This window comes from Sphingomonas sp. FW306-05-A, from assembly GCF_058782275.1.
In genome coordinates this window covers 1,228,633-1,241,909 of sequence record NZ_JBYSXN010000001.1, presented here as the reverse complement: position 1 = coordinate 1,241,909, position 13,277 = coordinate 1,228,633, and the positions used below count along the sequence as shown (strand labels likewise).

Genomic DNA, 13,277 nt, shown 5'->3' with positions numbered 1-13,277 from the left:
TCCTGCCTGCGCAGGAACACGGCATCGCATTCGATCGCTGCTTACCCCTCCCCCTCGCCCACTTCTCCCGCTAAAGGCGCGATCATGCTCTCCGATATCGCGATCTCGCGCGCCGCCACCCTGCAACCCATCGGCGCCATCGCCAGCACGGCGGGCATTCCCGCCGAGGCGGTCGAGCCCTATGGCCATCACAAGGCGAAGATCGACCTAGCGCGCCTTCCGTCACCGACCAAGACCGGCAAGCTGGTCCTCGTCACCGCCATCAACCCGACGCCCGCAGGCGAAGGTAAGTCGACCACCTCGGTTGGCCTCGCCGACGCGCTCAACCGAACCGGGCGGCAGACGATGCTGGCGTTGCGCGAACCCTCGCTCGGACCCTGCTTCGGCACCAAGGGCGGCGCGACCGGGGGCGGCTATGCGCAGGTCGTGCCGATGGAGGACATCAACCTCCACTTCACCGGCGATTTCCACGCGATTACCTCGGCGCACAATCTGCTCGCGGCGATGATCGACAACCACGTTCATTGGGGCAACACGCTCGATATCGACGTACGGCGGATCGTGTGGCGGCGCGTGCTCGACATGAACGACCGCGCCTTGCGCGACATCGCGCAATCGCTCGGCGGCCCCGCGAACGGATATCCGCGCGAAAGCGGGTTCGACATCACCGTCGCGTCCGAAGTGATGGCGATCCTGTGCCTGGCGTCCGACCTCCACGATCTCGAAGCGCGGCTGGGACGGATCGTCGTTGCGTATACGCGCGACCGGCAGCCGGTGACCGCGAAGGACCTCAAGGCCGACGGCGCGATGGCAGTGCTGCTCGCGCAGGCGATCAAGCCCAACCTCGTCCAGACGCTCGAGGGCACGCCCGCGCTCATTCACGGCGGGCCGTTCGCCAATATCGCGCATGGCTGCAACTCGGTGATCGCGACGCGCACCGCGCTCGGGCTCGCCGATTATGTCGTGACCGAAGCGGGCTTCGGCGCGGATCTGGGGGCGGAGAAGTTCTTCGATATCAAATGCCGCCAGGCAGGGCTGAAGCCGGACGCGACCGTCATCGTCGTGACGGTACGCGCGCTCAAGATGAACGGCGGCGTGGCAAAGGGCGATCTGTCCGCGCCCGACGTCGATGCGGTGCGGCGCGGCGGGGTGAACCTTGCGCGTCATATCGAGAATGTCCGCGCGTTCGGGGTTCCCGTGGTGGTCGCGGTCAACCGCTTCGACAGCGACACGCCCGAGGAATTCGCGGCAATCCGCGAGATTGCGACCGCGCAAGGCTGCGAGGCGGTGCTGTGCACGCATTGGGCGGACGGTGGCGCGGGGGCCGAGGCGCTGGCGGACGCGGTCGTCGGTTTGTGCGATCGTTCGGTCGGGCAGTTCGCGCCGCTCTATGCCGACGATCTGTCGCTGTTCGACAAGATCAACACCGTCGCGACGCGGATCTATCGCGCCGAGGAAGCGATTGCCGATCCGTTGGTGCTCGCGCAACTCGCACGGTGGGAGGAAGCGGGGTTCGGCCATCTGCCGGTATGCATGGCGAAGACGCAGTACAGCTTTACCACCGACCCGTCGAAGCTCGGCGCGCCGACCGGGCATGTCGTGCCGGTGCGCGAAGTGCGGTTGAGCGCGGGCGCAGGGTTCGTCGTCGCGATCTGCGGGGAGATCATGACGATGCCGGGTCTCCCGCGCGTGCCGGCGGCGGAAGCGATTCGCTTCGGGGCCGGGGGCGAGATCGAGGGGCTGTTTTAAGGGCCTCGTAGGGCGCCCCTTCCCCCCACTGTTCTCCTGCGAAAGCAGGAGTCCAGGGTTACGAGTGCTGGTCTATGCAACTCTGGGCTCCTGCCTTCGCAGGAGCACTCAGAAGGCGGGTTTCAGCCCGCCTTGCGCATCTTGGTCAGCTTCTTCATCAACATGTCGCGCTTGAGCTTCGAGATGTGATCGATGAACAGCACGCCGTTCAAATGATCGATCTCATGCTGGAACGCGGTCGCGAGCAGCCCGTCCATATCGCCTTCCTGCACTCCCCCCTGTTCGTCGAGCCACGTCGCGCGGCAGCGCGCGGGGCGCTCGACATCGGCATATTGCTCGGGGATCGACAGGCACCCTTCGGCATAGACCGACATTTCGTCGCTCACCGACAGCAGCTCGGGATTGATGAAGACGAGCGGCTTGCGCACCGGCTTGGCGTCTTCGCCCTCGCCTTCGGGCTCCTGCAAATCGATCACGACGATCCGCTGCTCGATCGCGACCTGAGTCGCGGCGAGGCCGATGCCACGCGCGTCGTACATAGTGTCGAACATGTCGCGGACGATCGCGCGCACGGAATCATCCACGTGCTCGACCGGTTCGGCAACGGCGCGGAGACCGGGATGCGGTACTTCAAGAATTTCTAGGACAGCCATTCTCGCGAGCTAGGAAAGCCCGCGCGGTGCGTCAAGGTGGTGCCCTTCCTTCTTCGTGGCTTTGTGGCTTCGTGCGAGAAAGCTTTTTGCGCACAAAGGCACGAAGTCACAAAGATAAGAACGAGTTAGCCCTGAAAGCATAGTTCAGGCGACAGGCCGCCTTGCTCGCAGCGCCTGTGCCAGTGTGCCCTCGTCGAGATAGTCGAGTTCGCCGCCGACGGGCAGTCCGTGCGCAAGCTGGGTGATCCGCACCGGGAACCGCTCGATCCGCTCGGCGATGTAATGCGCGGTGGTCTGCCCCTCGAGCGTCGCATTCATCGCGAGCACGACCTCGTCGATCCCGCCATCCGCAATCCGCCGCACCAGCGAGTCGATTGCGAGATCCTCGGGGCGCACCCCCTCCAGCGCCGACAGCCGCCCGCCGAGCACATGGAAGCGTCCCGGAAACAGCCGCGAGCGATCGAGCGCCCATAGATCGGCGACCTCCTCCACGACGCAGAGGGCGCGCGGATCGCGGCGTTGGTCGGCGCACACGCCGCACGGGTCGGTTGTATCGACATTGCCACAAATTGAACAGGTTGCGAGGTTCTCCTCGACCGCCATCAAAGCATTGAGCAACGGCCCGAGCGCCGCCTCGCGCTTCTTGAGCAAATGCAGCACCGCGCGCCGCGCCGAGCGCGGACCAAGCCCGGGGAGCTTGGCAAGCGCCTGGGTCAGCGCGTCGATTTCGGGAGAGGCCATCGAGAACAGATAGGGGGTTGCCTTGCGCCTGCGCAAGCGGCCAGAGCATCGGGCTATGCGTATCATCTTCATGGGCACGCCCGACTTCTCGGTCCCGATCCTTCAGGCGCTGGTCGATGCGGGCCACGACGTCGTCGCATCGTACAGCCAGCCGCCGCGTCGATCGGGGCGCGGCAAGGCGTTGACGCCTACTCCTGTGCATGCCCGCGCGGAGTCGCTTGGGATCGCGGTGCGTACGCCCGTGACCCTGCGCGACCCCGAGGCACAGGCGGAATTCGCCGGTTTCGGTGCGGAGATCGCGGTGGTCGCCGCTTATGGCTTGATCCTCCCGCGCGCGGTGCTCGACGCGCCGACGCACGGGTGCCTCAACGTCCATGCCTCGCTCCTGCCCCGCTGGCGCGGCGCTGCGCCGATCCAGCGCGCGATCCTCGCCGGGGATGCCGCCACCGGCGTGTGCATCATGCAGATGGAGGCCGGGCTCGACACCGGGCCGGTCCTGTTGCGCGACGAGACGTCGATCGATCGCAAGACCGCAGGCGCGCTGACCGACGAACTGAGCGCGATGGGCGCGCGGCTGATGATCGCCACGCTCGCCGATCTCGCCGCGTTTGCGCCCGAACCGCAGCCGGACGACGGCGTCACCTATGCCGCGAAGATCGACAAGCCCGAGGCGCGGATCGACCTGACGCAGGATGCCGCCGCGGTCGAGCGGCAGGTCCGCGCGTTCAATCCGGTCCCCGGCGCGTTCGTCGAGATTGCGGGCGAGCGGATCAAGCTGTTGTCGGTGGAGGTGCTGCCGGAGGTTTCGGGCGCGCCCGGGACGGTGCTCGACGATCGGCTGACGATCGCGTGCGCGGACGGAGCGATCCGGCCGGTGGTGCTCCAGCGGGCCGGGCGTGGCGCGATGGCTGCCTCCGAACTGCTCCGCGGCTTCTCCGTCCCGGTTGGAACGGTGCTTTGAAACGCTTTGCTATTACAGTGGAATTCGACGGACGTCCGTTCATGGGGTGGCAGCGTCAGCACCACGGCCCGACCGTTCAGGCGTCGATCGAACGCGCGGTGAAGGCGATCACCGGGGAAACGGTCGCGGTCCATGCCGCGGGGCGGACCGACGCGGGGGTTCATGGCATCGCGATGCGCGCGCATCTCGATCTGGAACGCGATCTGACGCCGTTCCGGCTGATGGAAGCGCTCAATGCCAAACTGCGCCCCGACCCGGTCGCGATCACCGCGTGCGAGATCGTGGGCGACGATTGGCATGCGCGCTTCTCGTGCGTCGGGCGGCATTACGAATATCGCATCGTCCTTCGCCGCGCGCCGTTGACGTTCGAACGCGGGCTTGCGTGGCGGATCCCCAACGCCGTGGATGCGGGCGCGATGGCCGAGGGGGCCGCGCGGCTGGTCGGGCGGCACGACTTCACCACCTTTCGCTCGGCGCATTGCCAGGCGGACAGCCCGCTGCGGACGCTCGACCGGCTTGATGTGGTTGCGGACGGGGACCGGATCAGCGTGTTCGCCTCGGCGCGGTCGTTCCTGCATCATCAGGTGCGCTCGATGGTCGGGTGCCTGGCACTGGTCGGCGAAGGGAAATGGTCGCCGGACGATCTTTCGGCTGCGCTGGAGGCGCGCGACCGGACCGCGCTGGGGTTCAATGCGCCGCCTGATGGACTGTTTTTCCTGCGGGCGGATTATCCGTAGCGGCGGCATGGTTCGCACAGCGTGCCACAACCGCCGCGTAAGTTTCTGGTGCTAATCACTTTCTAACACCGTCACCCTAACTCGTTTCAGGGTCCACCGCGCGACAATGCGGACCGGGCTAGTTGAGCGGTGGATGCTGAAACAAGTTCAGCATGACGGCGTGTGGTGGTGGGGCGGCGGCGGCGACCCCCACCCCTCCAATCAAATCAGCCCCGCCAGCGGGCTCGACGGATCGGCGTAGCGCCGCATCCCCATCCGCCCCGCGCGATACGACAAACGCCCCGCCTCGACCGCGGACTTCATCGCTGCCGCCATCATGATCGGGTCCTTCGCTTCGGCGATCGCGGTGTTCATCAGCACCCCGTCGCAGCCAAGCTCCATCGCGACCGCGGCATCCGACGCCGACCCGACACCCGCATCGACCAGCACCGGGACGCTCGCGCCCTCGACGATCAGGCGGATCGTGACGCGGTTCTGGATCCCCAGCCCCGATCCGATCGGCGCGCCAAGCGGCATGATCGCGACTGCACCCGCATTCTCCAGCCGCTTCGCCGCGATGGGATCGTCGACGCAGTACACCATCGGCAGGAATCCCTCATTTGCGAGCACTTCGGTCGCGCGCAAAGTCTCGACCATGTCGGGATACAGCGTCCGGGCCTCGCCCAGCACCTCGAGCTTCACCAGATCCCAACCGCCAGCCTCGCGCGCTAGCCGCAGCGTGCGAATCGCCGATTCGGCATCGAAACAACCTGCGGTGTTCGGCAGATAGGTGACCTTCCTGGGATCGATGAAATCGGTCAACATCGGCGCGTTCGGATCGCTGACGTTGACGCGCCGCACCGCGACGGTGACGATCTCCGCGCCGGATGCCTCGAGCGCGGCGGCGTTTTGCGCGAAATCCTTGTACTTGCCCGTCCCGACGATCAGCCGCGACCGGAACGTGCGCCCCGCGACGGTCCAGGTATCCGCCGTAATCGCAGGCGCGTGATCGCCACCCCCGACGAAATGCACGATCTCCAGCTCGTCGCCATCCTCGACCATGACCTCCGCCAGCGTCGAACGCGGCACCACCGCCAGATTGCGCTCGACCGCGACCTTTTCCGGCATCAGCCCGAGATCCGCGGCGAGATCGGCGAGGCTCAGCCCCGCACGGACGCGGCGGTGCTCGCCATTGACCTGAATGCTGACAGTTCCATCGGTGTGCACGTGACAAAAACCTTCCGTTGCGCCGCTCTTGCCGCTCGCCTTGGCACCGATGTCTCGACTTCGCTCGGCACGAACGGGTAAGAACGGGTCACAGGGCGATATAAGCCCGGCCGCGCGACCCGCAACCGAAAGCCTGCTCCCGATGCCCGAAACGATTTTCGTCCTGAACGGCCCCAACCTGAATCTGCTCGGCACGCGCGAGCCGGAAATCTATGGCGACACCACGCTCGACGACATCGCGGGTCAGATGGAGGATCGCGCCCGCGAACTCGGCCTGGCGATTGATCTGCGGCAATCGAACCATGAAGGCCATCTGGTTGACTGGATCCACGAGGCGCAGGCATTGCCGGCCAAGGCGGTGATTCTCAACGCTGCGGCGTTCACGCATACGTCGGTCGCCGTGCTTGACGCGATCAAGGCGGTGCGCACGCCGGTGATCGAGGTCCATCTGTCCAACCCGCACGCGCGCGAGGCTTTTCGCCACGTCAGCCGTATCTCGCCTGGGGTAAAAGGGACGATCAGCGGGTTCGGCGCGTTATCCTATCTGCTGGCGCTTGAAGCCGCGGCGCGTCTCTGACAGGACGCACGCACGAAAAACTGGGAGCATAGGGGACTTATGCCCGACGATATTACTGCCGACGCAATGCGGATCGACGTCGATCTGGTTCGTCAGCTCGCACAATTGCTCGACGACACCTCGCTGACCGAGATCGAGGTCGAGGACGGCGGTCGCAAGATCCGCATCGCGCGCAAGGCGGCTGCCGCCGCTGCCGCACCGGTGCACTACGCGCCCGCACCCGCACCGACGCCCGCCGTGCCCAACAGCGCGCCGTCCGCCGAGATCGTCGCGGCTCCGCCGTCGATGGTCAATGCGGTCAAGTCGCCGATGGTTGGCACCGCCTATCTGTCGCCCAACCCCGAAGCGAAGGCGTTCGTCAACGTCGGCCATACGGTCGCAGCCGGTGATACGCTGCTGATCGTCGAGGCGATGAAGGTGATGAACCCCATTCTCGCGCCGAGCGCAGGCCGTGTATCGGCGGTGCTGGTGACGAGCGGGCAGCCGGTCGAGTTCGACCAGCCGCTGGTGGTCGTCGAATAATCATGGCCGACATCAAGAAGCTGTTGATCGCCAACCGCGGCGAGATCGCGCTCCGAATCCACCGCGCCTGCCACGAAATGGGCATTCAGACGGTTGCGGTCCATTCGACTGCGGATGCGGACGCGATGCACGTGCGGCTTGCCGATCAGGCGATCTGCATCGGCCCGCCGTCGGCGACCGAAAGCTATCTCAACATCCCGAACATCATCTCGGCGGCCGAAATCTCGGGCGCCGACGCGATCCATCCGGGTTACGGTTTCCTGAGCGAAAACGCCAAGTTCGCCGAGATTGTTGAAGCGCACGACATCATCTTCGTGGGCCCCAAACCCGAACACATCCGCACAATGGGGGACAAGATCGAGGCCAAGCGCACCGCTGGTGCCCTGGGTCTTCCGCTCGTTCCCGGGTCGGCCGGGCCGATCAGCGACCTCGCCGAAGCCAAGGAGATTGCGGCGGCGGCGGGTTATCCCGTCATCATCAAGGCGGCATCGGGCGGCGGCGGCCGGGGCATGAAGGTTTGCACCTCCGAGGACCAGCTCGAGACGCTGATGCAGCAGGCCGGGAGCGAGGCGAAGGCCGCGTTCGGCGATGCCACGGTCTATCTCGAAAAGTACCTCGGCAACCCGCGCCACATCGAATTCCAGGTATTCGGCGACGGCGAAGGCAATGCGATCCATCTGGGCGAGCGCGACTGCTCGCTCCAGCGCCGCCACCAGAAAGTGCTCGAGGAGGCCCCTTCGCCCGTGCTCGGTGCGGAAGACCGTGCGCGGATGGGTGGGATCTGCGCCAAGGCGATGGCAGACATGGGCTATCGTGGTGCGGGCACGATCGAATTCCTGTGGGAAAACGGCGAGTTCTATTTCATCGAAATGAACACGCGGCTGCAGGTCGAGCATCCCGTGACCGAGGCGATCACCGGGCTTGATCTGGTGCGCGAACAGATCCGCATCGCCGAGGGCCACGGCCTCACGCTGCGGCAGGAAGACGTGCAGTTCCGCGGTCATGCGATCGAATGCCGCATCAACGCCGAGGACCCACGTACCTTCGCGCCGTCGCCGGGGCTGGTGAAGGCCTATCACGCGCCGGGCGGGATGAACGTCCGCGTCGATAGCGGTCTGTACGCGGGTTACCGCGTCCCGCCGTATTACGATTCGATGATCGCCAAGCTGATCGTCTACGGCACCACCCGCGCCGGCGCGATCCGACGGTTGCGCCGTGCGCTCGAGGAAATGGTGATCGAGGGACCGACGACGACGATCCCGCTGCATCAGGCACTGATCGAGGATCCCGAGTTCCAGGCGGGCGACTATACGATCAAGTGGCTCGAGGAATGGCTCGCGCGCGAGGCGTGACGGCAGAAACAGGAGTTCAGGATTGCGCGGGCTGCCTCGCGTAACCCTGAACTCCTCCCTTCTCGAGCCCTGTGCGAAAATCGGTCTGGGACCCTTCGTCTGCTGTTTTCCCGCGAAGGCGGGAATCCAGGGTCAAGCAAGACAACGGCGTATAGTTCTCGAGCCCCCTGGACTCCCGCCTTCGCGGGAGAACAGCTTGGTTTCGCAGTGGCCAAGCCCGGAATGATGGAGGGTGCGACGGCACGCGTCAGATGCCCGCACCGCATCGCTTGCCAGCGGCTGTGAAACCGGCAATCTTTCCCCCGACATCGCCCGGACACAGGGCGGACACCGAAAGGGGGGCAAAGCAATGGTCTGGCGCATCATCGGCTATGGCGTGCTCGCCGTCGGCGCGCTGCTCACCACCCTGTTCTTCCATTATCGCACCCCCGATACCGACCCAGCCACAATGCGCGCCAAATACGGTGCGCCGCCCTCGCAGTTCGTCGACCTCGGCGAAGGCCTAAACGTCCACCTGCGCGACACCGGCCCCCGCGATGCGCCGGTGCTTATGCTGATCCATGGCTCGAATGCGTCGCTCCAAACGTGGGAGCCATGGGCGGAGCGGCTGGGCGCGCGGTATCGCATCATCCGCATGGATTTGCCGGGGCACGGCCTGACCGGACCCAGCCCACAGCGCGCCTATGACAACGCCGCCTATGCCGCGGTGGTTGAGCGACTTCGCGTGAAACTCGGCGTCGATCACATTGTGTTGGCAGGTAATTCTATGGGCGGCGGGGTGGCATGGCATTATGCGCTGGCGCATTCCGATCATGTCCGTTCGCTCGTCCTGATCGATTCGGTCGGCCAGCCCGAGCCGGGCAACAGCAAGCCGCCGCTCGCCTTCCGCATCGCACGCCTGCCCGTGCTACGCGACATCGCCGCCGCAATTACCCCGCGCAGCCTGATCGCGGACAGCCTGCCGGGCGTGTTCGGCAACCCGAAGCTTGCGGATGCCGCGATGGTCGATCGCTATTGGGAGTTGCTCCGCTATCCGGGTAATCGCGCCGCGACGCTCGACCGGTTCGCACTGCCGCCTGACAGCGCGACGGCGGCGCAACTGGCAGCGCTCAAGCTCCCCGTGCTGATCCTGTGGGGTGCCAAGGACCAGTTGATCCCGCGCAATTCAGGCGACTGGCTCCACGCGCGCATTCCGGGTAGCAAGCTGATCGTCTATCCCGGCACCGGGCATCTGCCGATGGAGGAACGCCCCGACGACAGCACGCGCGACCTGGACGCCTTCTTACAGGGTCTTCCGTTCAGAACAGGAGAAGCCCACAACCCGCGCCCAACTGGATCGCTGCGATGAGCATCAGCTCGGTCGAAAAAGGCTCCTTGCGCGTCTTGTGGCGAAAGAGCTTGCGCGCAGCGAACGCTCCCGGGGAGCCACCCATCAGGGCGAGGCCGAGCAGATTGGCTTCGGGTATGCGACGGGAACCGGCAATGGCGCGCTGCTTATCCTGCCAGAACCGTAGAACGGTCCAGCCATTTATCGCGACAATCCAGCAGAGCACGAGAGCGATCATTACCCTGTTGTGCGCAGCAGAGGTTAACGAGTGATGGCCACGAGCGGAACGGCCCCATGCGTTCTACCGGAAAAATGCGGTAACCCTATACGCGAGCGCCACGCGATGAGGTGACGGCGCCGCACCACCGCGTTAAAGGCTCAGGCCATGACCGACATCACCCCCGAGATCGTCGCCCAGCACGGGCTTTCCACCGAAGAATATGACCGCGTCCTCCACGCGCTCGGCCGCGAGCCCAATCTGACCGAGCTCGGCATTTTCTCGGTGATGTGGTCCGAGCATTGCTCGTACAAATCCTCGCGTATCCATCTGAAAAAGCTCCCCACCACCGGCCCGCAAGTGATCTGCGGCCCCGGCGAGAATGCCGGCGTCGTCGACATCGGCGATGGCCAGGCGGCGATCTTCAAGATGGAGAGCCACAACCACCCCTCCTACATCGAACCCTATCAGGGGGCCGCGACCGGCGTCGGCGGAATCCTGCGCGACGTCTTCACGATGGGCGCGCGCCCGGTCGCCAACCTCAACGCGCTGCGCTTCGGGCGGCCCGATCATCCCAAGATGCGTCACCTGATCTCGGGCGTGGTCCACGGGATCGGCGGCTACGGCAATTGCGTCGGCGTGCCCACGGTCGGCGGCGAGGTGAACTTCCACCCCGCCTATGACGGCAACATCCTCGTCAACGCGATGACGGTCGGCGTCGCCGAGACCGACAAGATCTTCTATTCCGCCGCCTCCGGGATCGGCAATTCGATCGTCTATGTCGGCTCCAAGACCGGCCGCGACGGGATCCACGGCGCGACGATGGCGTCTGCAGACTTCGGCGAGGATTCGGAGTCGAAGCGCCCGACCGTCCAGGTCGGCGATCCCTTCACCGAGAAGCTGCTGATCGAGGCGTGCCTCGAGCTGATGGCGTCGGACGCGATCGTCGCGATTCAGGACATGGGTGCGGCAGGCCTCACCTCCTCCGCGGTCGAGATGGCGTCCAAGGGCGGGGTCGGGATCGAGCTCAACATGAATGCGGTGCCGCAGCGCGAAACCGGCATGACGCCCTATGAGATGATGCTGAGCGAAAGCCAGGAGCGGATGCTCATGGTGCTCAAGCCCGGCCGCGAGGATTTCGCCGAAGCGATCTTCCACAAATGGGAGCTGGATTTCGCGGTGATCGGGCAGGTGACCGACACGGGCCACATGGTGCTCAAGTTCCACGGCGAAACGGTGTGCGACATCCCGCTCGCCCCGCTCGCCGACGAAGCCCCTTTGTACGACCGCCCGGCTGCGACGAAGAAAGAATATCGGGCCTGGGCCAAGGTCGCGCCGCTCGGCGAGATCCCGCAGACGCCGAACGTCGCCGCCGACTTGCTGACGCTGATGGCCTCCCCCGACGTCGCCTCGCGCCGCTGGATCTGGGAGCAATATGACACGCAGGTCGGCGCGGACACGATCCAGCGCCCCGGTGGCGACGCCGCGGTCGTGCGCGTCCACGGCACGCAGAAGGGGCTGGCGATGAGCACCGATTGCACCCCGCGCTATTGCTATGCCGACCCCTATGAAGGCGGCAAGCAGGCGATTGCAGAGTGTTATCGCAACCTCTCGGCAGTCGGTGCGACCCCGCTTGCCGTCACCAACTGCCTCAACTTCGCCAACCCGCAGCGCCCCGAAATCATGGCGCAGTTCGTCGGCTGTCTCGACGGCATGGGCGACGCCTGCCGCGCGCTCGACTTCCCGATCGTGTCGGGCAACGTCTCGCTGTATAACGAGAGCAAGGCGACTGGCGGTGGCTCGGCGATCCTGCCCACGCCGGCAATCGGCGCGATCGGCTTGCTTGCCGATTGGTCCAAGTCCGCGACGATCGCATTCAAGGGCACTGGCGACGTGATCGTGCTGATCGGTGAGCGCTCGGGGCATCTCGGGCAATCGCTGTGGCTGCGCGAAGTCCATGGCCGCGAGGAAGGCGCCCCGCCCCCGGTCGATCTCGAAGCCGAGCGCCGCAACAGCGAATTCGTCCGCGCGCATATCGCGACCGGCGCGCTGACCGCGGTGCATGACGTGTCCGACGGCGGCATCGCGGTGACGATCGCCGAGATGGCGCTCGCCGGGAATGTCGGCGCAATGATGCATGCGCCGCTGCCATGCGGCATCGCCTGCGCGTTGTTCGGCGAGGATCAGGGGCTGTACGTCGCGACCGTTGCGGATCACCTGCTGCTCGAGACGCTGACTGCGGCGGACGCCGCCGGGGTCGAGATCGAGCGGATCGGCCGGACGATCGCCAACCGGCTGATCTTCGAGCTGCCCGACGACGATCATGTCGTGACGCTGACCGAGCTGCGTACCGCCCACGAGGGCTTCTTCCCCAAGCTGATGGGCGACGTGGCGCCGGTCGAGAACTGATATTTTGAGAATGGGTCGCATTAATGCTTGCGACCCATTCTCATTAGCGATAGATCATCGGCATCCGAAGGGAGTGCTTATGGTCGTCTGCATCTGCAATGCTATCCGCGAACGCGACGTCCGCACCGCTGCCCGCAACGGGTCCCGCACGGCCTGCCAGGCCTATCGTACGATGGGCTGCGAGGCGAAATGTGGCCAATGCGTGCCCGTCGCCCGCGCCATCATCGACGAAGAGCGCGCAGTCGCCTAAGGTCGCCCGACGATTTCAATGTGAGGGGCGTTCCATGCAGGGCGATATCAAGGTCATCGAATACCTCAATCTGGCACTCAAGAACGAGCTGACCGCGGTTAACCAATATTGGCTGCATTACCGGCTGTACGACCATTGGGGCGTGCGCAAGCTAGCGGCGTTCGAGCGCGAGGAATCGATCGACGAAATGAAGCATGCCGACTGGCTGTCGGAGCGGATCCTGTTCCTCGACGGTCTGCCCAACTTCCAGCTGCTCGGGCGGTTGCGGATCGGCGAGACGGTCGAGGAAGTGCTGAAGGCCGATCTCGCGCTCGAGATGGAGGCGCTTCCGCCGCTGCGCGACGCGATCGAACATTGCGAGAAGGTCCGCGACTATGTCAGCCGCGATCTGTTCCGCCGCATCCTCGACAGCGAGGAAGAGCATGTCGATACGCTGGAACGCCAGTTCGAGATGATCGCGCGGATGGGGATCGAGAATTACGTTCAGCTGCAGAGCCGGCCTGCCGACGCGGAGGGGTAAGGGGTTTCCTTCCCCTACTGGCGCTTCCCCCTACTGCCCCTTCCCCGGCGAAGGCC

14 protein-coding genes are annotated in these 13,277 nt (G+C 65.5%); 10 read left to right on the top strand and 4 right to left on the bottom strand.

Translation table 11 applies throughout. The annotated features are described in order from the left end of the window. Positions 1 to 84: 84 nt before the first annotated feature. Positions 85 to 1,749: a formate--tetrahydrofolate ligase gene (locus tag AC3WJR_RS05775; RefSeq protein WP_492723046.1), complete on the top strand. Its 1,665-nt coding sequence runs from the start codon at positions 85 to 87 to the stop codon at positions 1,747 to 1,749. A gap of 122 nt (positions 1,750 to 1,871) precedes the next feature. On the opposite strand, the gene def is transcribed toward AC3WJR_RS05775, so the two are convergent. Both def and recR read right to left on the bottom strand, forming a co-directional pair. Then, a complete protein-coding gene (gene def, locus AC3WJR_RS05770) occupies positions 1,872 to 2,402 on the bottom strand; it encodes a peptide deformylase (protein ID WP_492723044.1) in 531 nt (176 codons plus the stop codon). 144 nt (positions 2,403 to 2,546) lie between these two features. Then, entirely contained in the window at positions 2,547 to 3,143 is a 597-nt protein-coding gene (gene recR, locus AC3WJR_RS05765) for a recombination mediator RecR (RefSeq protein WP_492723042.1), read from the bottom strand. Between the two features lie 55 nt (positions 3,144 to 3,198). Here recR and fmt point away from each other — a divergent pair, with 55 nt between their 5' ends. After that, positions 3,199 to 4,104: a methionyl-tRNA formyltransferase gene (gene fmt / locus AC3WJR_RS05760; protein WP_492723040.1), complete on the top strand. Its 906-nt coding sequence runs from the start codon at positions 3,199 to 3,201 to the stop codon at positions 4,102 to 4,104. After that, a complete protein-coding gene (truA, locus tag AC3WJR_RS05755) occupies positions 4,101 to 4,841 on the top strand; it encodes a tRNA pseudouridine(38-40) synthase TruA (protein WP_492723038.1) in 741 nt (246 codons plus the stop codon). Before fmt ends, truA begins: the two co-directional genes overlap by 4 nt. 201 nt (positions 4,842 to 5,042) lie before the next feature. On the opposite strand, the gene thiS is transcribed toward truA, so the two are convergent. Next, a complete protein-coding gene (gene thiS / locus AC3WJR_RS05750; protein ID WP_492723037.1) occupies positions 5,043 to 6,047 on the bottom strand; it encodes a sulfur carrier protein ThiS in 1,005 nt (334 codons plus the stop codon). 142 nt (positions 6,048 to 6,189) lie between these two features. Here thiS and aroQ point away from each other — a divergent pair, with 142 nt between their 5' ends. The 4 genes from aroQ (at position 6,190) to AC3WJR_RS05730 (ending at position 9,846) form a co-directional block, all read left to right on the top strand. After that, positions 6,190 to 6,624, top strand: coding sequence for a type II 3-dehydroquinate dehydratase (aroQ, locus tag AC3WJR_RS05745; protein ID WP_492723035.1), 435 nt, complete (start codon positions 6,190 to 6,192; stop codon positions 6,622 to 6,624). 39 nt (positions 6,625 to 6,663) lie between these two features. After that, positions 6,664 to 7,146 (top strand): acetyl-CoA carboxylase biotin carboxyl carrier protein, encoded by a 483-nt coding sequence (gene accB / locus AC3WJR_RS05740; RefSeq protein WP_492723033.1) that lies wholly within the window; start codon positions 6,664 to 6,666, stop codon positions 7,144 to 7,146. A 2-nt stretch (positions 7,147 to 7,148) separates the two neighbouring features. After that, positions 7,149 to 8,498, top strand: a complete 1,350-nt coding sequence (gene accC / locus AC3WJR_RS05735) for an acetyl-CoA carboxylase biotin carboxylase subunit (RefSeq protein ID WP_354281453.1) — start codon at positions 7,149 to 7,151, stop codon at positions 8,496 to 8,498. Positions 8,499 to 8,847: 349 nt separating this feature from the next. Further along, on the top strand, positions 8,848 to 9,846 hold the full coding sequence (locus AC3WJR_RS05730; protein ID WP_492723031.1) for an alpha/beta fold hydrolase: 999 nt from the start codon (positions 8,848 to 8,850) through the stop codon (positions 9,844 to 9,846). Here AC3WJR_RS05730 and AC3WJR_RS05725 read toward each other — a convergent pair. Further along, positions 9,797 to 10,063 carry a DUF1294 domain-containing protein gene (locus tag AC3WJR_RS05725; protein ID WP_354281457.1) on the bottom strand — a complete coding sequence of 89 codons (267 nt, stop codon included), beginning with the start codon at positions 10,061 to 10,063 and terminating at the stop codon, positions 9,797 to 9,799. The two genes, AC3WJR_RS05730 and AC3WJR_RS05725, sit on opposite strands and share 50 nt — an antisense overlap. A gap of 147 nt (positions 10,064 to 10,210) precedes the next feature. On the opposite strand from AC3WJR_RS05725, the gene purL reads away from it, so the two are divergent. The 3 genes from purL to bfr all read left to right on the top strand — a co-directional run bounded on the left by purL (position 10,211) and on the right by bfr (position 13,221). Further along, complete coding sequence (purL, locus tag AC3WJR_RS05720; protein ID WP_492723029.1) at positions 10,211 to 12,451, top strand: phosphoribosylformylglycinamidine synthase subunit PurL; 2,241 nt, start codon at positions 10,211 to 10,213, stop codon at positions 12,449 to 12,451. Positions 12,452 to 12,530: 79 nt separating this feature from the next. Further along, positions 12,531 to 12,701 (top strand): (2Fe-2S)-binding protein, encoded by a 171-nt coding sequence (locus tag AC3WJR_RS05715; protein WP_131528471.1) that lies wholly within the window; start codon positions 12,531 to 12,533, stop codon positions 12,699 to 12,701. Positions 12,702 to 12,735: 34 nt separating this feature from the next. Beyond that, positions 12,736 to 13,221, top strand: a complete 486-nt coding sequence (gene bfr, locus AC3WJR_RS05710) for a bacterioferritin (RefSeq protein WP_354281463.1) — start codon at positions 12,736 to 12,738, stop codon at positions 13,219 to 13,221. Positions 13,222 to 13,277 lie beyond the last annotated feature (56 nt).